Source organism: Kitasatospora sp. NPDC005856, from assembly GCF_040629945.1.
In the GTDB taxonomy this organism is placed as follows: domain Bacteria; phylum Actinomycetota; class Actinomycetes; order Streptomycetales; family Streptomycetaceae; genus Kitasatospora.
In genome coordinates, this window is record NZ_JBEXWT010000085.1 from 1 (window position 1) to 20980 (window position 20980).

General features: G+C 72.8%; 21 protein-coding genes and 1 pseudogene. 9 read left to right on the forward strand and 13 right to left on the reverse strand.

The features are described 5' to 3' along the window. The 6 genes and pseudogenes from ABZ449_RS33835 to cobU form a co-directional block, all read right to left on the reverse strand. A partial coding sequence (locus ABZ449_RS33835; protein WP_360353774.1) for a biotin/lipoyl-containing protein occupies nt 1-314 on the reverse strand: 314 nt, incomplete at its 3' end. A gap of 79 nt (nt 315-393) precedes the next feature. Beyond that, the gene (gene lpdA / locus ABZ449_RS33840) at nt 394-1800 is read right to left on the reverse strand and encodes a dihydrolipoyl dehydrogenase (RefSeq protein WP_360353776.1); all 1407 of its coding nucleotides are present in this window, start codon (nt 1798-1800) and stop codon (nt 394-396) included. 430 nt (nt 1801-2230) lie between these two features. Then, nucleotides 2231-3733 carry a leucyl aminopeptidase gene (locus ABZ449_RS33845; RefSeq protein ID WP_360353778.1) on the reverse strand — a complete coding sequence of 501 codons (1503 nt, stop codon included), beginning with the start codon at nt 3731-3733 and terminating at the stop codon, nt 2231-2233. Nucleotides 3734-3990: 257 nt separating this feature from the next. After that, entirely contained in the window at nt 3991-4782 is a 792-nt protein-coding gene (locus ABZ449_RS33850) for an adenosylcobinamide-GDP ribazoletransferase (RefSeq protein ID WP_360353780.1), read from the reverse strand. A gap of 91 nt (nt 4783-4873) precedes the next feature. Continuing rightward, on the reverse strand, nt 4874-5998 hold the full coding sequence (locus ABZ449_RS33855) for a nicotinate-nucleotide--dimethylbenzimidazole phosphoribosyltransferase (protein WP_360353782.1): 1125 nt from the start codon (nt 5996-5998) through the stop codon (nt 4874-4876). 28 nt (nt 5999-6026) lie between these two features. Continuing rightward, nucleotides 6027-6599: pseudogene (gene cobU, locus ABZ449_RS33860) on the reverse strand (bifunctional adenosylcobinamide kinase/adenosylcobinamide-phosphate guanylyltransferase); the annotation flags it as partial. Nucleotides 6600-6716: 117 nt separating this feature from the next. On the opposite strand from cobU, the gene ABZ449_RS33865 reads away from it, so the two are divergent. Beyond that, on the forward strand, nt 6717-6917 hold the full coding sequence (locus ABZ449_RS33865) for a hypothetical protein (RefSeq protein ID WP_360353784.1): 201 nt from the start codon (nt 6717-6719) through the stop codon (nt 6915-6917). 10 nt (nt 6918-6927) lie between these two features. On the opposite strand, the gene ABZ449_RS33870 is transcribed toward ABZ449_RS33865, so the two are convergent. Both ABZ449_RS33870 and ABZ449_RS33875 read right to left on the reverse strand, forming a co-directional pair. Further along, on the reverse strand, nt 6928-7668 hold the full coding sequence (locus ABZ449_RS33870; protein ID WP_360353837.1) for a methyltransferase domain-containing protein: 741 nt from the start codon (nt 7666-7668) through the stop codon (nt 6928-6930). Nucleotides 7669-7826: 158 nt separating this feature from the next. Next, nucleotides 7827-8426, reverse strand: a complete 600-nt coding sequence (locus ABZ449_RS33875; RefSeq protein WP_360353786.1) for a DUF3043 domain-containing protein — start codon at nt 8424-8426, stop codon at nt 7827-7829. 315 nt (nt 8427-8741) lie between these two features. On the opposite strand from ABZ449_RS33875, the gene ABZ449_RS33880 reads away from it, so the two are divergent. Beyond that, nucleotides 8742-9530: a PspA/IM30 family protein gene (locus tag ABZ449_RS33880; protein WP_360353788.1), complete on the forward strand. Its 789-nt coding sequence runs from the start codon at nt 8742-8744 to the stop codon at nt 9528-9530. 37 nt (nt 9531-9567) lie between these two features. Beyond that, nucleotides 9568-9861 carry a hypothetical protein gene (locus tag ABZ449_RS33885; RefSeq protein WP_360353790.1) on the forward strand — a complete coding sequence of 98 codons (294 nt, stop codon included), beginning with the start codon at nt 9568-9570 and terminating at the stop codon, nt 9859-9861. Nucleotides 9862-9958: 97 nt separating this feature from the next. Here the strand turns inward: ABZ449_RS33885 and nadA are convergent, their stop codons facing one another. Continuing rightward, complete coding sequence (nadA, locus tag ABZ449_RS33890) at nt 9959-11143, reverse strand: quinolinate synthase NadA (RefSeq protein ID WP_360353792.1); 1185 nt, start codon at nt 11141-11143, stop codon at nt 9959-9961. 219 nt (nt 11144-11362) lie between these two features. On the opposite strand from nadA, the gene ABZ449_RS33895 reads away from it, so the two are divergent. The 3 genes from ABZ449_RS33895 (at nt 11363) to ABZ449_RS33905 (ending at nt 14466) form a co-directional block, all read left to right on the forward strand. Then, nucleotides 11363-12286 (forward strand): NADP-dependent oxidoreductase, encoded by a 924-nt coding sequence (locus ABZ449_RS33895; RefSeq protein ID WP_360353794.1) that lies wholly within the window; start codon nt 11363-11365, stop codon nt 12284-12286. Between the two features lie 145 nt (nt 12287-12431). Continuing rightward, nucleotides 12432-12896, forward strand: a complete 465-nt coding sequence (locus ABZ449_RS33900) for an Lrp/AsnC family transcriptional regulator (RefSeq protein ID WP_360353796.1) — start codon at nt 12432-12434, stop codon at nt 12894-12896. Nucleotides 12897-13083: 187 nt separating this feature from the next. Then, nucleotides 13084-14466 carry a pyridoxal-dependent decarboxylase gene (locus ABZ449_RS33905; protein ID WP_360353798.1) on the forward strand — a complete coding sequence of 461 codons (1383 nt, stop codon included), beginning with the start codon at nt 13084-13086 and terminating at the stop codon, nt 14464-14466. 90 nt (nt 14467-14556) lie between these two features. Here the strand turns inward: ABZ449_RS33905 and ABZ449_RS33910 are convergent, their stop codons facing one another. Further along, nucleotides 14557-15426, reverse strand: a complete 870-nt coding sequence (locus tag ABZ449_RS33910) for a GNAT family N-acetyltransferase (protein WP_360353800.1) — start codon at nt 15424-15426, stop codon at nt 14557-14559. A gap of 247 nt (nt 15427-15673) precedes the next feature. Here ABZ449_RS33910 and erpA point away from each other — a divergent pair, with 247 nt between their 5' ends. Then, the gene (erpA, locus tag ABZ449_RS33915) at nt 15674-16027 is read left to right on the forward strand and encodes an iron-sulfur cluster insertion protein ErpA (protein ID WP_049651846.1); all 354 of its coding nucleotides are present in this window, start codon (nt 15674-15676) and stop codon (nt 16025-16027) included. 67 nt (nt 16028-16094) lie between these two features. Here the strand turns inward: erpA and ABZ449_RS33920 are convergent, their stop codons facing one another. Together ABZ449_RS33920 and ABZ449_RS33925 are read right to left on the reverse strand one after the other, a co-directional pair. After that, nucleotides 16095-16745, reverse strand: coding sequence for a hypothetical protein (locus ABZ449_RS33920; protein WP_360353802.1), 651 nt, complete (start codon nt 16743-16745; stop codon nt 16095-16097). Nucleotides 16746-16900: 155 nt separating this feature from the next. Next, entirely contained in the window at nt 16901-17107 is a 207-nt protein-coding gene (locus ABZ449_RS33925) for a hypothetical protein (protein WP_360353803.1), read from the reverse strand. A gap of 274 nt (nt 17108-17381) precedes the next feature. On the opposite strand from ABZ449_RS33925, the gene ABZ449_RS33930 reads away from it, so the two are divergent. Then, nucleotides 17382-18359: a carbohydrate kinase family protein gene (locus ABZ449_RS33930; RefSeq protein ID WP_360353805.1), complete on the forward strand. Its 978-nt coding sequence runs from the start codon at nt 17382-17384 to the stop codon at nt 18357-18359. Here ABZ449_RS33930 and ABZ449_RS33935 read toward each other — a convergent pair. Further along, the gene (locus ABZ449_RS33935) at nt 18352-19749 is read right to left on the reverse strand and encodes an aminotransferase class V-fold PLP-dependent enzyme (protein ID WP_360353807.1); all 1398 of its coding nucleotides are present in this window, start codon (nt 19747-19749) and stop codon (nt 18352-18354) included. The two genes, ABZ449_RS33930 and ABZ449_RS33935, sit on opposite strands and share 8 nt — an antisense overlap. Before the next feature lie 369 nt (nt 19750-20118). On the opposite strand from ABZ449_RS33935, the gene coxB reads away from it, so the two are divergent. Next, nucleotides 20119-20973, forward strand: a complete 855-nt coding sequence (coxB, locus tag ABZ449_RS33940; protein WP_360353808.1) for a cytochrome c oxidase subunit II — start codon at nt 20119-20121, stop codon at nt 20971-20973. The last annotated feature ends 7 nt before the right edge of the window (nt 20974-20980 follow it).

Here is a 20980-nt window from a genome sequence, read left to right on the forward strand (position 1 = left end):
GGAGCGGCGACCGGAGCGGGGGCGGCGGCGGGCGCGGCCTCGGCGGCCGGGGCCGGAGCGGCGGCCGGGGCGCCCGAGCCGTCGTCGATGATCGCCAGCTCGGCGCCGACCTCGACGGTCTCGTCCTCGGCGACCTTGATCGAGGAGAGGATGCCGGAGACCGGGGCCGGGATCTCGGTGTCGACCTTGTCGGTCGACACCTCGAGCAGCGGCTCGTCGACCTCGACACGCTCACCCTCGGCCTTCAGCCAGCGGGTGACGGTGCCTTCGGAAACGCTCTCGCCCAGTGCGGGCAGTGTTACTGAGACCGCCATGGTTTCAGCGACTCCTATCAAGTCTTGCGTACGGGAAGTACTTGCGTACGGGAAGTACCGGGAAGGGGGTGGGGCGTGATCAGTCGTGCGCGTGCAGCGGCTTGCCGGCCAGCGCCAGGTGCGCCTCGCCCAGGGCCTCGGACTGGGTCGGGTGCGCGTGGATGAGCTGCGCGACCTCGGCCGGCAGGGCTTCCCAGTTGTAGATCAGCTGGGCCTCTCCGACCTGCTCGCCCATGCGGGCGCCGACCATGTGGACGCCGACCACGGCGCCGTCCTTGACCTGGACGAGCTTGATCTCGCCGGCGGTCTTCAGGATCTTGCTCTTGCCGTTGCCGGCCAGGTTGTACTTCAGGGTGACGACCTTCTCCTTGCCGTACAGCTCGACGGCCTTGGCCTCGGAGATGCCGACGGAGGCCACCTCGGGGTTGGAGTAGGTCACGCGCGGAACGCCGTCGTAGTCGATCGGCATCGGCTTGAGGCCGGCCAGGCGCTCGGCGACCAGGATGCCCTCGGCGAAGCCGACGTGGGCCAGCTGGAGGGTCGGGGCGAGGTCACCGACGGCGGAGATGGTGGGCACGTTGGTGCGCATGTACTCGTCGACCAGGACGTAGCCGCGGTCCATCGCGACGCCGTTCTCCTCGTAGCCGAGGCCGGCCGAGACCGGGCCGCGGCCGATGGCGACGAGCAGCAGGTCGGCGTCGATCTGCTTGCCGTTCTCGGTGGAGACGCGGACACCGGTCTCGGTGTACTCGACGCCCGAGAAGCGGGCCTTCAGCTCGAACTTGATGCCGCGCTTGCGGAAGGCGCGCTCCAGCAGCTTGGAGGAGTTCTCGTCCTCCAGCGGGACGAGGTGCGGCAGCGCCTCGACGATGGTGACCTCGACGCCGAAGGACTTCCAGACCGAGGCGAACTCGACGCCGATCACGCCGCCGCCGAGGATGACGGCCGACTTCGGGATGCGGTCGAGCTTGAGGGCGTGGTCCGAGGAGATCACGCGGTTGCCGTCGATCTCCAGGCCCGGGATCGAGCGCGGCACGGAACCGGTGGCCAGGACGATGTGGCGGCCTTCGATGCGCTGGCCGTTGACATCCACGGAGGTCTGCGAGGAGAGCTTGCCCTCGCCCTGGATGAAGGTGACCTTGCGGGACGCCACCAGGCCCTGGAGGCCCTTGTACAGGCCGGCGATGACGTCGTCCTTGTACTTGTGGACGCCGTTGATGTCGATGCCCTGGAAGGTGGCCAGCACGCCGAACTCGGCGGCCTCCTTCGTCTCGTCCGCGATCTCCGCGGCGTGCAGCAGCGCCTTGGTCGGGATGCAGCCGCGGTGCAGGCAGGTGCCGCCCAGCTCACCCTTCTCGATCAGGGCAACGCTCAGGCCCAGCTGAGCGGCGCGGAGCGCCGCGGCGTAACCGCCGCTTCCGCCTCCGAGAATGACTACGTCGAAAACGGTGCTGGCGTCGTTCGCCACGTCACGTCCTCCATGCATGGGGTGGGTCGCCGGGCCGGTCGCGGTCCGGTGGGTCGGAAGCCTTTGTGGGGCGCCCAGTCGTGCCGGAAATACATCTTCGCACTTGTTCACGGTGGCTGATGTCGGGGTCCGCCCCAGGGGTGTCCCGCGGAGCGGTCACCGGGGCGGGAGCACCCTCGACGGAAGGGCATCATCGCAGCTCAGAGCGGTGTTGACAGCCGCCGGACGGGCGTCTTCCGCGTCACCCGCCGCGGGTTCTTCCGCAGTGTGGAATAAAGTTTCGCCCGCAGCGAACAGAGGTGCGCCGCGGCCGCCCGCCCTACTCGCAGGTAACCCGGCCGGGAACGCCGACGGGGCCCGGCGCACGCGCGCCGGGCCCCGTCGCAGCGGGTCCTGGACCAGCGGACGCCCCGCGGTCGGGGGCGTCCCGGAACAGGGGATGTCCGCGTCAGGCCTTGCCGTTCGCCCGCTGCTCGGCGAAGCGGACCAGGGTGCGCACCGCGCTCGCGGTGCCGCCCTTCGGGGTGTAGCCGTACGGCGCGCCCTCGTGGAACGCCGGACCGGCGATGTCCAGGTGCGCCCAGTCGATGCCCTCGGCCACGAACTCCTTCAGGAACAGGCCGGCCACCAGGCCGCCGCCCATCCGCTCGCCCATGTTGGCCAGGTCGGCGATGGTCGACTCGGTGAAGCCCTTGCGCAGCTCGGCCGGCAGCGGCATCGGCCAGGACTGCTCGCCCGCCTCGCCGGCCAGGACGTGCAGCTCCTCGCGCAGCTCGTCGGCGTTGGCCATCACACCGAAGGTGCGGTTGCCCAGGGCCAGCACCATGGCGCCGGTCAGGGTGGCGACGTCGACGATGACGTCCGGGTTCTCCTCGCCGGCCCGCACGATCGCGTCGGCCAGCACCAGGCGGCCCTCGGCGTCCGTGTTCAGGACCTCGACGGTCTTGCCGCCGTACATCTTCAGCACGTCACCCGGGCGGGTGGCGGAGCCGGACGGCATGTTCTCGGCCAGCGCCAGCCAGCCCGTCACGTTGACGGCCAGGCCCAGGCGCTTGGCGGCCACCACGGCGGCGAACACGGCGGCGGCGCCGGCCATGTCGCACTTCATGGTCTCGTTGTGGCCGGCCGGCTTCAGCGAGATGCCGCCCGAGTCGTAGGTGATGCCCTTGCCGACGAACGCCAGGGTGGCCTTCGCCTTCGGGTGGGTGTAGGCCACCTTCACCAGGCGGGGCGGGTTCGCCGAGCCGTTGCCGACGCCCAGCAGGCCGCCGAAGCCGCCCTTGGTCAGCGCCTTCTCGTCCAGCACCTCGACCTTGAGGCCGTGCTCCTTGCCGGCCGCCTGGGCGATCGCGGCGAAGCTCTTCGGGTTCAGGTCGTTCGGCGCGGTGTTGACCAGGTCGCGGGCCCGGTTCATCTCCTCGCCGATCGCGGCGGCGCGCTCCACGGCGGCCTTGGCGTCCTTGCTGCCCTTGCGGGCGGCCAGCAGGACCAGCTCGCCGACCGGCTCCTTGCCGTTGCCGTTGCCCTTGTAGGTGCCGAAGGCGTACGAGCCGAGCAGACCGCCCAGCGCGACCGCCTCGACGTCCGCGGCGGACTCGGCGGGCAGGACCAGCGCGGCCTTCTTGGCACCGGCCAGGGTGCGGGCGGCGACACCGGCGGCGCGGCGCAGCGCCTCCGCCGCGTAGCCGTCCTCGGCGACCTCGCCCAGGCCGACCGCGAGCACGAGCGCGGCCTTCAGGCCGGCGGGGGAGGGGACCTTGACGGCCTCGCCCTCGGCGCCGGTCGCGCCCAGGGTGCTGAGGACCTCGGTCAGCTTGCCCTCGAACGCCTCGTCGACGGCCTCGGCGCCGGGGGCCAGCACGATGCCCTTCGGGCCCTTCGCGACACCGATCACCAGGGCGTCCGCGCGCAGCGAGGCGGCGGAGGAGGTGCTCACAGACAATGCAGTCACGTAATGCGTCCTGTTCTTTCGCGGTCCACGACCGGCCACGGCGAGGCTGCCGCACCGGCGCAACCCGCCGTCGCAGGCCGTCCGCCGGCGGGCCTCAGGCTCCGGGCCCCCTGGCGCGCGCGTCCGCCCGAAGCGGCCGCGCACACCAGAGGGCCCGGCTCCTCGGTACGCGCCGGGCGGGCAGGACCTGCCACGGTGCAGGGCTGCGGTGCTCCACGCATGGTAGTCCGCATGCTGGGATCACGCGCCGCCCGGTATCAGCCGAGCAACGCCAAGGCGAACAGCGAGGCGGTCGCGGCGGTTTCGGCCATCGCGCCGAGCACGTCCCCGGTGATCCCGCCGAACCGGCGCACACACCGTCCGAGCAGCAGCCGGGCGCAGCCGGTTCCGAGCACAACGGCCAAGGGGAGACGAAGAGCTGACCATCCGTCGAACAGTCCGACCGCGGCCAGGACGAGCGCGGCGGCGGCCGTCGCGGCGGCGGCTCCGGCGGGCGGCACGGTGCTCGCCACCATCGCACCCAGCCCGCCCGGCCGGGCGGCCGGCACCGACCGCAGGCAGCCCCAGGCGAGCGCGCACCGGGCGGCCGTCGCCGAGGCGAGCACCGCGAGCGCGCCGCGCAGTGGGGAGTGGGCGAACTGCCCGGCCAGCGCGGCCACCTGGGCGAGCAGGGCGAGGACGAGGGTCAGTACGCCGAACGGACCGATGTCGGACTGCTTCATGATGCGCAGCGCGTCCTCGGCCGGCTTCCCGCTGCCCAGCCCGTCGGCGACGTCCGCCAGGCCGTCCAGGTGGAGCCCCCGGGTCAGGGTGGCGAGCACCGCCACCGAGGACACCGCGCCGAGCGGCCCGCCCGCCCGCCAGGCCACCAGGGCACCGGTCGCGGCCGCCAGTGCCCCCAGCACCAGCCCGACCACCGGAGCCGTCAGCATCGCCCGGGCCGCCGCCGCCCGGTCCCACCGTTCCACCCGCACCCGCAGCACGGACAGCGTCCCGAACCCGAACCGCAGGCCCTCGGCCCAGGTGGCCCGATCGCCGCCGCTCGCCATCGAATACGTCCTCTCAAAGCAAGAACGCCCCTGGCAGGGGCGTTCTTCGGGTTGTCGTGCCGTCAAAAAAGCCGGGCGCGGGGCCCCGCCGCTACAGCTTCCGCAGCAGGTCCGCCGCCGAGGGCAGCTTCGGCTGCTCCTTGGGCGCGCTCGGTGCCGGCGGCACGAACGGCTTCGGCGCCTCGTCCGCGAGCACGTCCCCGGCGGCTTGGAGCAGCGGCAGCGCCAGCAGGGCGCCGAGGCCCTCGCCCGCGGTGATGCCCTGGTCCTGCAGCGGCGTCAGGGTCAGCCGGTCGTACGCCTTCGCCTGGGCCGGCTCGCCGCTGGACTGCCCGGCCCGCCACCACTCCGGCGCCCGGAAGGCGATCCGCTGAGCGACCAGCGCGCAGGCCGCGGAGACCACGCCGTCCAGCACCACCGGCAGCCGTCGTACGGCCGACTGGAGCAGGAAGCCGGTGATCGCCGCGAAGTCGGCCCCGCCGGTGGCGCCGAGCAGCGCGAGCTGGTCGCCGAGCACCGGCCGGGCCCGCCGCAGCGAGTCCCGGATCGTGGCGCACTTGACCATCCACACCCGGTCGTCGATCCCGGAGCCGCGCCCGGTCACCGCCGCCGCGTCCGTCCCGCAGAGCGCGCCGACCAGCACGCCGGCCACCGTGGTGGCGCCGACCCCGAGGTCGCCGAGCAGCACCAGGTCGGTGCCGGCGTCGGCCTCCTCGTCGGCGACGGCCATGCCGGCCCGGAACGCCCGGACGGTCTCCTGCGCGGTGAGCGCGTCCTCGACGTCGATCCGCCCGGAGCCGCGCCGGACCCGGTGGGTGACCACCTCGTCCGGGAAGTCGGCCGGGTCGGCGTCCACCGCGACGTCGACGACCCGCACCCGGGCGCCGTAGCGCGCGGCCAGCCGGGACACCGGAGCGCTGCCGTCGAGCACGGCCCGCACCCGGGCCGCGGTGCCGCCCCGGGCGGGCATCCGGGAGACCCCGAGCGCCGCGACGCCGTGGTCGGCGGCGAACAGCAGCACCTTGGGGGCGGAGATCGGCCGTACCGGCGAGTGCCCCTGCACGGAGGCCAGCCAGCTGCCCAGCTCCTCCAGCTTGCCGAGCCCGCCGCGCGGGCGGTCGGCCGCCTGCCAGCGCTCCTCGGCGGCCCGCCGGGCGCTCTCGTCGGGGCGCTCGACGAGCGAGGAGAACGTATCGAGATCCACGGTCGTGTCCATCGTCCGGAAGGCTACACGCCGAAGGTGTTCAGCCAGCGGCTGGCTTGACGTCCGGCTTGATGGTGAGCACCTGTCCGGCCACGACCAGCAGGACCCGCTCCGAGGCGTCCGCCACGGCCATGTTGAGCCGGCCCAGGGTGTCGCGGAAGCGGCGGCCCGCGGCGGTGGCCGGGACGACGCCCATGCCGACCTCGTTGCTCACCGCGACGACCGTGCGCCCGGTGGCCGCCCAGGCCCGCGCCAGTGCGTCGCAGCGGCGCTGCACCGCTCTCTCGCCCCCGTCGGCCCAGACCTCGTCGTCCCAGGCGCCGCACTCGTCCATGACGGAGGTCAGCCACAGCGCCAGGCAGTCGACGAGCACCGGAGCCGGGTCGGCGGGGTCGGCCAGCACGGCCTCCAGGTCGCAGGTCTCGGCGGTGCGCCAGCTCGCCGGCCGGCGCTCCCGGTGCAGCGCGACCCGCTGCGCCCACTCGGCGTCGCCGTCCCGGGTGCCGCCGGTGGCCACGTACAGGACGTCCGGGCGGTCGGCGAGCAACTGCTCGGCGCGGGTGGACTTGCCGGAGCGGGCGCCGCCGAGCAACAGGGTGCGGGGCAGCGGGGGACGGGTGGGCTCGGATGGGGTCGCCATGGCGCCCATCCTGCCCGACAGGCATACGGAAGATCGGGCCGGGCAAGCTATGGTGCGCAGCACAGGCAGCGTCAGTGGGAGGAGCCGGGCATGGTCTGGACGTGGCGGTACGAGAAGGCGGACGGCAGTGTGGTGACGCCCGGTGGAGGCCAGGAGGAGTTCGCCGGCCAGGGGGACGCCGAGACCTGGATCGGGGAGACCTGGAAGCAGCTCGCCGAGGACGGCGTGGACACCGCGGTCCTGCTGGAGGACGGCAACAAGGTCTACGCGATGAGCCTGCACGAGGCCTGAGCCCGAGCGGCTACTTCGCCCCGATGACGTGCAGGAGTGCGGCGACCTGCCGGTAGGGGTCGGTGCGGCCGGCCCGGTCCTCGGCTTCCAGGAGCTGGGCCAGCTGCCGGCCGTCCACCGGCGGGGCCGCGTCGTTCGGGGCGGTGTCGGTGAAGACCCGCACGCCGTACCAGTGCCGCAGCGGCACCGACACCTCGGAGAGGGTGACGGTGAGGTCGGCGAGCCGGTCGGCCCGCGCGGCCAGCCCGAGCCGGTTGTAGTACCGGTCGGTCTCGAAGGCGTGCAGGGCGGCCCGCCAGTCCCCGGTGGCGGCCGGCCGCAGGGCGAGCGCGTCGCGGTTGCGGACCAGCAGCGAGAGCAGCCCGCCGGGCGCCAGCAGCCGGGCCAGCGAGGCGATCATCGGGTCCGGGTCGGGCAGGTACATCAGCACGCCGTGGCAGAGCACCACGTCGAAGCTGCGCGGGCCGAACCAGCGCCCGCACTGGTGGCCGTCGCCGCTGAGCAGCTGCATCCGGCCGCGGACCTCCGGCGGCTCCTCGGCGAGCGCCTCCTGGGCGACGCCGAGCGCGACCGGGTCCGAGTCGATCCCGGTGACGTAGTGGCCGGCCCGGGCCAGCCGCAGGGCCTGGGTGCCCTGGCCGCAGCCGATGTCGAGGACGCGCTGCGCGCTGCGCCCGGCGAGCTGTTCGGCGAGCTGGCGGGCGACGAGCTCCTGGCGGACGAAGTCGCGCAGTCCGCCGAGCCGGTCCAGCCAGGCTCCGGTGCCGCCCGCGAAGGAGCCGCTGCGCGAGGGCAGCCGGCGCTCCTGGGCGATCCGGTCGTGACCGCCGTCACCCTGTCCCGGAAGCGCGTAGAGGCCGGGCCCCTCCCAGGACGGGGGGGCCCAGCCGGAGTCGACCGGTTCGGCGGTCAGGGCTTCTCTCCGCGCCGCACCTGCGGCTTGGGCAGGCGCAGCCGGCGCATCTGGAGGGTGCGCATGATGCCGTACGCGACGGCGCCGCGGGTGTTCTGCCCGGCGAAGCGCTCGGTCAGCTGCTTGCGCAGGCCGAAGCCGAGGCGGACGAAGTCCAGGATCACGAACACGAAGAACAGCAGGAACAGCAGGGTGGAGAGCATCTGGAGCGTCGGCACCTTGACGATGCTGAGCACCAGGATGACCACGGCGGCCGGCAGGAAGAACTCGGCGAGCGACCAGCGGGAGTCCACGTAGTCGCGGGCGAACTTGCGCACGGGGCCCTTGTCACGGGCCGGCAGGTGGCGCTCGTCCCCGTTCATCAGGGCCTGGCGCTGCTTCTCGCGCTCGACGCGCATCCGCTCGCGCCCCTGACGGGCGGCCTCCTTGCGGTCCTTGGGCACGGTCACCCGGTTACGCCGGTTGGCCTCGGCCTCACTGCGCTTGGGGGTGGGGCGGCCCTTCTTGGCCTGCGGGTCGCGGGCCTGGGTCGTCTCGTCCTGCTTCTCCAGCACGGTGGCGGAGGCGGCGGCATCATCTGAACGGCGTCGGAACACACCCCCAGCGTACGGGGTGCGACGCGGCTTCCACGGGTGCCCTCGGCACCGAACGCATATCGATGCCCCCGGGCCGGCGTCCGACCCGGGTTTCCCGGGGCCTTCCCGTAGGGGATCAGTCGGATGGACGATGAGGGGTATGAGGGGCGGATCCACCCGGGGGAGGAGGAAACCCACTGGTCGCTGTAGCAGTCTTGTTGCAGGCAGGTGCACTGCGGCGACGGGCTCGCTGCACATACACTCGTCGTGTCTGGTAACGAGATAGAAACCGCAGGCCGGAGAAGGGGGCACCCGAGGCCCATGAGCGACGGAATCATGAAGCGTATGGGGCTGATCTTCCGCTCCAAGGCGAACAAGGCCTTGGATCGGGCGGAGGATCCCCGTGAGACGCTCGACTACTCCTACCAGAAGCAGCTCGAACTGCTGCAGAAGGTACGGCGTGGTGTCGCGGACGTCGCGACCTCGCGCAAGCGGCTCGAACTCCAGCTGACGCAGCTGCAGCAGCAGTCCGCCAAGTACGAGGACCAGGGCCGCAAGGCGCTGTCGCTCGGCCGCGAGGACCTCGCCCGCGAGGCGCTGACCCGCAAGGCCAACATGCAGTCGCAGATCACCGACCTGGAGACGCAGTACCAGCAGCTCCAGGCCGAGGAGGAGAAGCTCACGCTCGCCTCCCAGCGGCTCCAGGCCAAGGTGGACGCCTTCCGCACCAAGAAGGAGACCATCAAGGCGACGTACACGGCCGCCCAGGCGCAGACCCGCATCGCCGAGTCCTTCTCCGGGATCTCGGAGGAGATGGGCGACGTCGGCCTGGCGATCCAGCGTGCCGAGGACAAGACCGCCCAGATGCAGGCCCGGGCCGGTGCCATCGACGAGCTGCTCGCCTCCGGCGCGCTCGACGACGCCAGCGGTCTCGGCCGCAAGGACGACATCGAGGCCGAGCTGGAGCGCGTGGCCGGCGGTTCCGACGTCGAGCTGGAGCTGGCCCGGATGAAGGCGGAGCTGTCCGGCCCGTCCTCGGCCGGGCCCGCCGCGATCGAGCAGGGCAAGCAGGACGTCCAGCCGCAGCCGCAGCAGGACACCCCGCGCATCAACTACAACAAGTGATCTGAGCTCCACCCCACGAACCAGGGAGACGCACGGCATGATCATGAGGGTCATGGGTGAGGGGCAGTACGAGGTGGGCGAGGACCACCTGAACCTGCTCAACGAGCTCGATTCCGAGCTTGTCACCGCAGTGGAGTCGGGGGACGAGACGCTCTTCCGCCAGGCCTACGGCAAGCTCATCGACGCGGTGAAGCAGTACGGCACCCCGGTGCCGCTGGATTCGCTGGAGCCGTCCGAGCTGATCCTGCCGAGCGCCGAGGCGACGATCGACGAGGTCCGCGAGCTGCTGATGGCCGACGGCGAGGGCGTGATCCCGGGCTTCCCCGAGTAGCGACTGCGGCTGGTGCCAGACGAAAGGGCGGGCCCCCTCCGGTGGGAGGGGGCCCGCCCTTCGCCGTTGTCCGCGGTTGTTCCGTCCGCGGGACGGGCTACGGCAGGGCCAGCATCCGGTCCAGCGCCGCCTTGGCGTACTTCTCGGTCTCCGGGTCGACGGTGATCACGTTCGGCACCCGGCCCTCGACCAGCGACTCCAGCGCCCAGACCAGGTGCGGCAGGTCGATCCGGTTCATGGTCGAGCAGAAGCAGACCGCGCGGTCCAGGAAGACGATCTCCTTGTCCGGGTGCGCCTTGGCCAGGCGGCGGACCAGGTTCAGCTCGGTGCCGATGGCCCACTTGGAGCCGGGCTCGGCGGCGTCCAGCGCCTTGATGATGTACTCGGTCGAGCCCACCATGTCGGCGGCCGCGACGACCTCGTGCTTGCACTCGGGGTGCACCAGGACGGTGACGCCGGGGATCCGCTCGCGGACGTCGTTCACCGAGTCCAGGCTGAACCGGCCGTGCACCGAGCAGTGGCCGCGCCAGAGGATCATCTTCGCGTCCCGCAGCTGCTCGGCGGTCAGGCCGCCGTTCGGCCGGTGCGGGTTGTAGACCACGCAGTCGTCCAGCGAGAAGCCCATGTCCCGCACCGCGGTGTTGCGGCCGAGGTGCTGGTCGGGCAGGAACAGCACCTTCTGGCCCTGCTCGAAGGCCCACTCCAGGGCGCGCTTGGCGTTGGAGGAGGTGCAGATGAGGCCGCCGTGCCGGCCGGTGAAGGCCTTGATGTCGGCGGAGGAGTTCATGTACGAGACCGGGACGGTCACGTCGGCTATGCCGGCGTCGGTCAGCACGTCCCAGCACTCGGCGACCTGCTCGGCGGTGGCCATGTCGGCCATCGAGCAGCCGGCCGCGAGGTCCGGCAGGACGACCTGCTGGCGGTCGCCGGTGAGGATGTCCGCGGACTCGGCCATGAAGTGCACGCCGCAGAAGACGATGTACTCGGCCTCGGGGCGGGCCGCCGCGTCGCGGGCGAGCTTGAAGGAGTCGCCGGTGACGTCGGCGAACTCGATCACCTCGTCGCGCTGGTAGTGGTGGCCGAGGATGAAGACGCGGTCGCCGAGCGCGGCCTTGGCCGCGCGGGCGCGCTCGACCAGGTTCGGGTCGGAGGCCGGGGGGAGGTCACCGGGGCATTCGACGCCGCGCTCGCTGTTCGGGTCGGCCTCGCGGCCGAGCAGCAGCAGAGCGAGCGGCGTCGGGGTGGGGTCGACGCCGTGGGTCTCGGTGATGGTGGTGGTCACGGGCGGGTGCCCTTCTGTGCGGCCGAGCTAGCGGTGGGGCCTTTTCGTCTAACTGACGCTATCTATTCTAACCGCTTAGCGTCAGAGTGACGATGGCCATCCTGTCGATGTGACGAGAACCGCTCGCCGAAACGGACCCTGGCGGAGCCCGATAGCCGATTCGGGGCAGTCTGGCGTGTCCGAATCGATACTTCGAAGCCCGCGGGTATGGCTGAGCCCATGAAAGCAATCGCGATCAACCGCTACGGCGGCCCCGAGGTGGTCGAGTACACCGACCTGCCCGACCCGAAGGTCGGGCCCGACTCCGTCCTGGTCGAGGTCCGGGCGGCCGGGGTGAACCCGGTGGACTGGAAGGTCCGGGACGGCGCCCTGGACGGCATCCTCGACGTGCACTTCCCGCTGGTCATGGGCTGGGACCTGGCCGGTGTGGTGCGCGCCGTCGGCGGCGCGGTCACCGAGTTCGCCCCGGGCGACGAGGTCTACGGCTACGTCCGCAAGGACGCCGTCGAGCACGGCACCTACGCCGAGCTGGTCTCCGCCCCGGTCCGCACCCTGGCCCGCAAGCCGGGCGCGCTGGACTGGGCGCAGTGCGGCGGCCTGCCGCTGGCCGGGCTCACCGCCCTGCAGGCCCTGCGGGCGCTGCGGCTCGCCGAGGGGGAGACCGTCCTGGTGCACGCCGCCGCGGGCGGGGTCGGGCACCTGGCGGTGCAGCTGGCCCGGGCCTTCGGCGCCCGGGTGATCGGCACCGCGGCCGAGCGCAACCACGACTTCCTGCGCGGACTCGGCGCCGAGCCGGTGGCGTACGGCGAGGGCCTGGCCGACCGGGTCCGCGCGCTCGCCCCCGACGGGGTGGACGCGGCCCTCGACCTGGTCGGCCACGGCGCCGTCCAGGTCTCGGCCGGCCTGGTGGCCGACCCGGGCCGGATCGCCTCGGTCGCCGACTTCGGGGTCAAGGCGATCGGCGGCCGGTACGTCTGGGTCCGCCCGGACGCCGCCGACCTCGCCGAGCTGGCCGCGCTCGCCGGCGACGGCCGGCTGACCGTCACGGTCGCCTCCACCTTCCCGCTGGCCCAGGCGGCCTCCGCCCAGGCGCTCAGCGCCGAGGGCCGCACCCGGGGGAAGATCGTGCTGCTCGTCCCGTGACGGCCTCCCGCCCGTCATCCGCCGGCGGTGAACTCGTCCAGGTCATCCGCCAGAATGGTGGAGAACCGTTTCGGCAGTGGCAGCCCGCCGCCCACCGCCGGAGCGCCCCGCCGACCCCCCGTACGATCCGTGGAGCCCCGCACCCATGAGCAGCAGCCGAGCGCACGAGGTGATCGGGGCCGACCTGGACGAGACCGACCGGCTCCTGCTCGCCCGGCTCGGCAGTGACGGCCGCGCCTCGTACGCCGAGATCGGCCTGCAGGTGAACCTCTCCGCCACCGCCGTGCGCCGGCGGATCGACCGGCTGCGGGCGCGCGGCGTGGTGCGGGGCTTCACCGTGGTGCTCGACCCGTCCGTGCTGGGCTGGCAGACCGAGGCCTTCGTCGAGGTCTACTGCCGCGAGCGCACCGCCCCCGAGGAGATCCTCGCCAGTCTGCGGCAGTTCCCCGAGGTGGTCGCCGCCTGGACGGTCACCGGCGACCCGGACGCCCTGGTGCACCTGCGGGCCGCCGACATGCGCCACCTGGAGGCCGTCATCGAGCGCATCCGGCGCGAGCCCGGCGTGCAGCGCAGCCGCTCCTCGGTGGTCCTCTCCCAGCTCATCGGCTGACCTCTCCCGGCCCGCACGCAGGAATCCTGCGCGGACCGCCCCGAAGACGCCCGAAACCTGCCTGACCAGCCGCGTTCCGACGCGCGGCGAGGCACTCACGCTGCCTACGCTGATCACGTCCGGTCGTCGCGGTGAAGCCCCCCGCCGGTCGGACACCCCCCGACACCCCACGCCGAGAGGGACAGCCGTGTCCGCAGCACCCGACCGCATGCACCGGCCCGACAACGAACTGGTCGACCTGGTTTTCGACTACATGCGGGAGCGGCTGCAGTACGACCCCGTCCCGCTCGACCACCCCGGTGACGGCGAGCACCTGCGCGCCCAGCTCTCCGGCCTGCTGAACCAGGACGGCAACAACCCGGTCGACGTGCTCAAGCTGTACGACCACGAGCTGTCCCGGGCCGTCATCTCCGCCGACAGCCCGCGCTACCTGTCCTTCATCCCGTGCGCCCCGACCAAGGCCGCGCTGCTGTTCGACATGGTCGTCTCCTGCGCCTCCCTGCAGGGCATCTCCTGGCTGGAGGCGGCCGGCGCGATCGCCGCCGAGAACCAGGTGCTGCGCCTGATCGCCGACCGCGCGGGCCTGCCCCAGTCGGCCGGCGGCTGCTTCGTCTCCGGCGGCTCGGCGGGCAACCTCTCCGCCCTGGTGGTCGCCCGCGACACCGCCCGCCGCCGGCTGGCCGGTGAGGGTCGACCCAGTGGACCGGAGGCCCGGCTGCGGATCGCCGTCGCCGACCAGGTGCACTCCTCGGTCAAGAACACCTTCAACATCATCGGCGTCGAGGCCTTCAAGGTCCCGACCGTCGACCGGCGGTTCACCGGCGAGGCGCTGCGCGCCGCCCTGGCCGCCGACCCCGATCCCGAGACGGTGATCGCCGTCGTCGGCACCGCCGGCACCACCAACGAGGGCATCGTCGACGACCTCAAGGGCCTGGCCGAGGTCGCCCGCGAGCGCGACCTGTGGTTCCACGTGGACGGCGCCTACGGCGGCGCGGGCCTGTTCGCCCCCTCGGTGCGCGAGCGCTACGAGGGCATCGAGCACGCCGACTCCTTCGTGGTCGACCCGCACAAGTGGCTGTTCGCCCCCTTCGACTGCGCCGCGCTGATCTACCGCAACCCGCAGCTCGCCCGTGCCGTGCACACCCAGGACGCCTCCTACCTGGACGTCCTGCACACCGAGGGCGACGAGTGGAACCCCACCGACTACGCCTACCACCTGACCCGGCGCGCCCGTGGCCTGCCGCTCTGGTTCTCGCTGGCCGTGCACGGCGTCCAGGCCTACACCGACGCCATCGAGGCCGGCCTCGCCCTGGCCCGGGAGACCGCCCAGCTGATCCGGGAGACCGAGCACCTGGAGCTGCTGTTCGACCCGCAGCTCTCGGCGGTCTGCTTCAAGCGCAAGGGCTGGACCAACGACGACTACTACCGCTGGTCGCAGCAGCTGCTCGCGGACCAGATCGGCTTCGTCACCCCCACCGGCTGGGACGGCGAGACGGTCGCCCGGTTCGCCTTCCTGCACCCGGGCACCACCATGGAGATGGTCAAGGAGATCCTGGACACCATGGTCTGAGGGGTCTGAGCCCCTCCCTCGTCACGGCCCCGCCGGCGTTCCGGCGGGGCCGTACGCGTGCCCGCGCGCCCCGGGCCCGACGGACCCGCCCTACAGGAACGCCCCGTTCGGCAGGTACGGCGCCGGCGGCCGCATCCCGCGGACCCCGACGAAACCGCCGGCCCGTGGCGTCAGCCTGACCTCCAGCCCGACGTCCAGCGCCCACTCCTGCTCCGCGGTCAGGTGCTCCACCCGCGCCTCGACGCCGTCCGGCACCCGGGCCAGCGCCTCGCGCAGCAGCCGGGCGGCGATCCGTTTGCTGGTGGCCGCGAGCAGCCGCACCACGCCGCCGTCCCGGTAGCAGTAGCCGCTGCCGGCCAGCGCGTCGGCGATCAGCAGCTCCTCGAAGTGGCCCAGCATCAGCCCGTGGTCCGGCCCGTGCGCCGACCCGCGCAGCCGCCGGTCCACCGAGTCCAGCAGGTGCAGGTGGGTGGCGTTGCCGCGGTGCACCGGGATGTCGCCCGGGTCGAGCAGCCCGTCCCGGTCCACCCGCCCGGTCAGCCGCATCGCCGGGTGCAGGGTGAAGCCGGCCAGCCGGTAGCGGCGGGCCGCCGCCGGGGAGTCCGCGGCGCAGACCATCCCGCGCAGACAGCCCCGGGAGTGCGCCGCCGCCCGCTCCAGCAGCAGCCGCCCGACGCCCTTGCCCTGGGCCGACGGCCGGACGGCGTACAGCGAGGGCGCCCACAGGCCCTCCCGGCGGATCGACAGCACCGCCCCGACCGGCCGGCCGGCACTCTCGGCCAGCCAGCAGCCGCCGGGGTCGGTGCGCGCCAGGTGTCTGGTCCGGGCCAGCCGCAGGGGCGTCGGCTCCGGCGCCGCTCCGGCCGGTCCGCCCGGGGAGGCGTCCGCGAACGCGGCGTCGGTCAGCTCCTGGACGGCCTCCGCGTCCGCGGCGGTGTCCCTGACCGGGCGAAGGATCATGGGCACCATCCTGACGTCCGGTGGCCCGCCGCGGGGCCGGTTCACCCGGATCCGCACCTCGCGCGGTGACCGCGCCCGCGGGGGTGTGCGAGCATGGGGAGCGTAGGGGACGCGGGTGGCACACCCGGCCCACGGATATCCAGCCGCGACAGAGGCCGCAGAAAATCCATCGCCGCCCGGGAAATGAAACCGGACGGCCGTTGGTTGGCACTGGCGGCAGACCGTCGTCAAGACCGGGAGAAAGCAGATGACCGTCCAGGACGAGACCACCGTCGAGAGTGGCATCCTCCTTACCGATGCCGCCGCGGCCAAGGTCAAGGCCCTGCTGGAGCAGGAAGGCCGCGAGGACCTCGCGCTGCGCGTCGCCGTCCAGCCCGGTGGCTGCTCCGGCCTGCGTTACCAGCTGTTCTTCGACGAGCGCTCGCTCGACGGTGACGTGATCAAGGACTTCGACGGTGTCAAGGTCGTCACCGACCGGATGAGCGCCCCGTACCTGGGTGGCGCCACCGTCGACTTCGTCGACACCATCGAGAAGCAGGGCTTCACCATCGACAACCCGAACGCCACCGGCTCCTGCGCCTGCGGCGATTCGTTCAGCTAAGCCCGCTGCGGAAGGCGGCCCCGGGGATCACCCCGGGGCCGCCTTCTCGTTTCCCCGCCAGGGGCGCCTACTGCCCGGCGATGTCCGGGGTGACCGGGTCCGGCCCGATGTGCGGGTCGCCCTCCAGGGGCACCTCCTGGCCGCTGGACTTGTCGACGACGGTCCGCCCGGCCAGCGGCGAACGCAGGTCGGCCGAGACCGACTGCCGCTTGGCCAGCGCGTTGCACACCTGACCCGGCTGGATGGTGGGCGGGCCCGGCACGACCAGCACGTCCACCCGGCCCGGCTGGGACTCGTCCGCCTTCAGCGCGTACTTGGTGCAGACCCCGCCGAAGAAGTAGACGGTGAGCTTGGTGGTGCCGTCCACCCGGTAGGCGACCGGCGGACGGACGGGCGCGTTCGAACCGTTCGGGTCGGGCTCGCCCACCGCGATCCCGTTGCCCGGGGGAGTGGCCGGGGCCGGCTGCGCGGCCCCGGAGGAACTCCCCGTCGGGTCCGCCGGGGCCGGGCTCGCGGGGTCCGCCGGAGCCTGCGGGGAGGCACTCGCCGAGGCCGAGGCCGGGGCGGGGGCGGAAGCGGCGGCCGGGCCGCCCGCCGCAGCGTCCGAGGCGGGCTTGCCGCCGCTGCCGCAGCCGGCCACCGTCACCACCGCCGCCAGCGCCAGACCCGCCAGGGCCATCGCCCGCCGACCGCGCCGGGGCATCGTCTCCAGATCCATCTGCACATCCTCCCGAGGGCTCAGCGGTGCCGCGTCCTCGCCGCGCCGCGCGGATGTGACGTGCTCCGGTCGGATCCGGTTCCGTACCGGTCGGATCCGCTTCGATGCCGGTCGGGTCCCGCTCGGATTCCGTCCGGAACCCGTCCGGCGCGGGCTCAGAAGCCGTACTCGGCCATCCCGGCCACCATCCGCTGCGCCCCGGAGGGGACCCGGACGCCGGTCGGCGCGGGGGTGGCGGGCTGCGGACCGGCCGCGACCTGCGGCCAGAAGCGGAGCAGCCGCCGGGAGGAGTCCAGCAGGGCGTCGAGCGTCTCGCCGTCCTCGGTCCGCAGGACGGGCAGGGCGCAGTCGTCGGTCATCATCGGGCATCGCTCCGATCCAGGGCCGTGGCCACGCTGCCACGGTCGGCGACGGGTCCGTACGAACGGGCCCTCTACGGCCGACCCTAGGCAGGGGTCGGGCCGCCCACCAGTGCTACCGGGAGGTAGTACACGTTCGAGGGTCACGGGTGCCACCATGGGCGTGCGGGCGGCAACTTGCGGCACTCATGCCTGGGCGCTCCCCGGGGCCGGGTACCGTGGGTGGGTTCATCCCCGCCTGCCCGTTGGCCCCGCAGCCATCCTGAGGAGACCTTCCGTGCGTATCGCCGTTGCCGGCTCGATCGCCACCGACCACCTGATGACGTTCCCCGGCCGGTTCGCCGACCAGCTCGTCGCCGAGCAGCTGCACACCGTGTCGCTGTCCTTCCTGGTCGACACCCTGGACATCCGCCGCGGCGGCGTCGCGCCGAACATCGCCTTCGGCATGGGTGTGCTCGGCCTGCGCCCGGTCCTGGTCGGCGCCGCCGGTGCGGACTTCGCCGAGTACCGCAGCTGGCTGGAGCGCAACAACGTGGACTGCGACTCCGTCCACATCTCCGAGACCCGGCACACCGCGCGCTTCATGTGCACCACGGACGAGGACCACAACCAGATCGCCTCGTTCTACACCGGCGCCATGGCGGAGGCCCGCAACATCGAGCTGAAGCCGATCGCCGACCGCGTCGGCGGCCTGGACCTCGTCCTGATCGGCGCCGACGACCCCCAGGGCATGGTCCGCCACACCCAGGAGTGCCGCACCCGGGGCTACGCCTTCGCCGCCGACCCCTCCCAGCAGCTGGCCCGCCTGGAGGGCGACGACATCCGCGAGATCGTGGACGGCGCCGCGTACCTCTTCACCAACGAGTACGAGGCCGCGCTGATCGAGAGCAAGACCGGCTGGGGCGCCGAGGAGCTGCTCACCCGCGTCGGCACCCGGATCACCACCCTGGGCAGCAAGGGCGTCCGGATCGAGCGCAAGGGCGAGGCGCCGATCCTGGTCGGCTGCGCCAAGGAGGAGGCCAAGGTCGACCCGACCGGCGTCGGCGACGCCTTCCGCGCCGGCTTCCTGGCCGGTCTGTCCTGGGACCTCGAGCTGGAGCGCTCCGCCCAGCTCGGCTGCATGCTCGCCACCCTGGTGATCGAGACCCTCGGCACCCAGGAGTACGAGCTGCGCCCGCTCGCCTTCCTGAAGCGCTTCGAGGAGGCCTACGGAGCCGAGGCGGCCGCCGAGATCAGCGGCCACCTGGTCAAGTAGTCCGCCGCACGACGAGGTAGGCCGAGCCCCGGTCGCCGCCGTACTCGGCGGCCGGGGCCTCGCCCGCGTACTCCTGCCCGCGCATCTCGCACCAGGCCGGGATGTCCAGCCGGGCCGCCTCGTCGTCCGCCAGCACCGCGACCGTGCCGCCCGGCGGCACCTCGCCGATGCGCTTCGCCAGCTCGATCACCGGCAGCGGGCAGCGCTTGCCCAGCGCGTCGATGACCAGCAGCGACTGCCGGGCCGCCGGCCCGGGCGCCGGAAGGTCCAGCCCGAGCGGCGCCCGGACGCCGGCCACCAGGTCCGGCAGCACCGCGAGGAAGCGCTCCACGTCGGCCTCGGCCGTCCCGTACGGCAGCGAGACCCGCACGTTCCCCTCGGTGAGCACCCCCATCGCCGCCAGCACATGGCTGGGCGTCAGCGTGGACGAGGTGCAGGAGGAGCCGGAGGAGACCGCGAAGCCCGCCCGGTCCAGCTCGGTCAGCAGCACCTCCCCGTCCACGTACAGGCAGGAGAAGGTGACGATGTGCGGCAGCCGCCGCACCGGGTCGCCGACCACCTCGACCTCGGGCACCAGCCGCGGCACCCGGGCGCGGATCCGCTCCACCAGCGCGTGCAGCCGGGCGTTCTCCCGCTCGGCCTCGGCCCGTACGGCGCGCAGCGAGGCGGCCGCGGCCACGATCGCCGGGACGTTGACGTAGCCGGGCACCCGGCCGCCCTCGCGCTCGTCGGCCGGCAGCGGCGAGGCGTACCGGACGCCCTTGCGCACCGCCAGCACCCCGACCCCGGGCGGGCCGCCCCACTTGTGGGCGCTCGCGGTCAGCAGCGACCAGCCCGCCGGGACGTCCAGCCGTCCGGCGCTCTGCGCCGCGTCCACCAGCAGCGGGACGCCGGCCCCGGCGCACAGGTCGGCGACCTCGCCGACCGGCTGCACCGTCCCCACCTCGTGGTTGGCGCTCTGCAGCGCGGCCAGCGCGGTGTCCGGGCGCAGCAGCGCGCCGAAGGCCGCCGGATCGACCCGGCCGCCGCGGTCCACCGGCGCCGACGAGACCTCGCCCCCGCCCGCCTCGTGCCGCTCCGCGACGTGCAGCACGCTGGAGTGCTCGACGGCGGAGTGCACGAAGTGGCCCCCGCGCCGCCGGTTCCCGGCCAGCGCGCCCAGCAGACCGAGCTGGACGGCCTGGGTGCCGCTCGCGGTGAAGGAGATCTCGTCGGCCCGCGTGCCCAGCACCGCGGCCACCGTCTCGCGGGCGGCGTCCAGCAGCATCCGGGCCTGCCGGCCGGAGCGGTAGAGCCGGGCCGGATCGGCCCAGCCCTCGTCCAGGGCGGCGGTCAGCGCCTGCCGCGCGACGGGGTGCAGAGGGGCCGTCGAGGCCGCGTCGAAGTACACGGTCACATTTAACGACACACCCGGCCCGGGACCGCGGCCGCTCGCCCGGCTCACCCGCCGTCAGTCGATCATCCCGAATGTCCGCTTCGTCCGTGTCCGACGGGTCGTCACGGGCGTCGTTCGAGGTCATCCCCCGATCGGGCGTACGGGCCTCGAATGCCTACGATGACCTGCGACGCAGCCCCCACCGGGCCTGATCGGGCTAGCGGGCGGCGCGTTACCGGGGGCTGCCCGTCAGGAGCGCATAAGGCTGGAGTAGGGTTTGGCCCGCATAAGCATTCAAACCGTGCCCGTGGACGGGTCGCCGGGGAGGCTCACACTCCTCCCCGGGGCGACGCGAAGGCGGGCGAGACTTCGGGAAGGCGCTACGTGAGTCCCAACGGCTCCGACCGCTCGCCGCGGCGCACGATGCGGCGGAAGCTGCCTCAGGCGCTGGCACTGGGCCTCGTCATCGCGACCGCCACCGGCTGCTCGGCCAACGACCTCCCCAGGCTTGGCCTCCCGAGCCCCGTCACCAAGGAAGGGCCCATGGTCCTCCAGATGTGGCAGGGCTCCTGGATCGCGGCGCTGGTGGTCGGCGTACTGATGTGGGGTCTGATCATCTGGAGCGTGATCTTCCACCGGCGCAAGCGCACCGGTGTGGAGGTCCCTCCGCAGACCCGGTACAACGTGCCCATCGAGGCGCTCTACACCGCGGTCCCCATCATCATCGTCTCGGTCCTCTTCTACTTCGTCGCCCGCGACGAGTCGAAGCTGACCGCCACCTCCGAGAAGCCGCAGCACTACGTCAACGTGGTGGGCTTCCAGTGGAGCTGGGCGTTCAACTACGAGAACACCGAGACTCCCGACCCGGCCAACAGGGACGCCGCGTACGAGGTCGGTACGCCCAAGGACGCTCCGACGCTCTGGCTGCCGGTCAACGAGACGGTGCAGTTCCGTCTCACCTCGCGTGACGTCATCCACGACTTCTGGCCCGTCAACTTCATGATGAAGATGGACGTCGTGCCGGGCGTGGTGAACAAGTTCGAGGTCACGCCGACCGTCAAGGGCGAGTACATGGGCAAGTGCGCCGAGCTCTGCGGCGTCGACCACTCGCGCATGCTGTTCAACGTCAAGGTCGTCGACCGCGCCGACTACGACAAGCACCTGGCCGAGCTTCGCGCCAAGGGCCAGAACGGTGCGGTGCCCTCCGGCCTGATCACCATGGGAAGTGAAGAGAAGTGACAATCCT

Coding starts and splice junctions, on each gene's coding strand:
- ABZ449_RS33880 (WP_360353788.1), top strand. CDS start 8,742: ATGAAGCGTATGGGGCTGATCTTCCGCTCCAAGGCGAACAAGGCCTTG.
- ABZ449_RS33850 (WP_360353780.1), bottom strand. CDS start 4,782: ATGGCGAGCGGCGGCGATCGGGCCACCTGGGCCGAGGGCCTGCGGTTC.
- ABZ449_RS33910 (WP_360353800.1), bottom strand. CDS start 15,426: ATGATCCTTCGCCCGGTCAGGGACACCGCCGCGGACGCGGAGGCCGTC.
- ABZ449_RS33865 (WP_360353784.1), top strand. CDS start 6,717: ATGGTCTGGACGTGGCGGTACGAGAAGGCGGACGGCAGTGTGGTGACG.
- lpdA (WP_360353776.1), bottom strand. CDS start 1,800: ATGCATGGAGGACGTGACGTGGCGAACGACGCCAGCACCGTTTTCGAC.
- ABZ449_RS33920 (WP_360353802.1), bottom strand. CDS start 16,745: ATGGATCTGGAGACGATGCCCCGGCGCGGTCGGCGGGCGATGGCCCTG.
- ABZ449_RS33900 (WP_360353796.1), top strand. CDS start 12,432: ATGAGCAGCAGCCGAGCGCACGAGGTGATCGGGGCCGACCTGGACGAG.
- ABZ449_RS33885 (WP_360353790.1), top strand. CDS start 9,568: ATGATCATGAGGGTCATGGGTGAGGGGCAGTACGAGGTGGGCGAGGAC.
- ABZ449_RS33925 (WP_360353803.1), bottom strand. CDS start 17,107: ATGATGACCGACGACTGCGCCCTGCCCGTCCTGCGGACCGAGGACGGC.
- erpA (WP_049651846.1), top strand. CDS start 15,674: ATGACCGTCCAGGACGAGACCACCGTCGAGAGTGGCATCCTCCTTACC.
- ABZ449_RS33855 (WP_360353782.1), bottom strand. CDS start 5,998: ATGGACACGACCGTGGATCTCGATACGTTCTCCTCGCTCGTCGAGCGC.
- ABZ449_RS33895 (WP_360353794.1), top strand. CDS start 11,363: ATGAAAGCAATCGCGATCAACCGCTACGGCGGCCCCGAGGTGGTCGAG.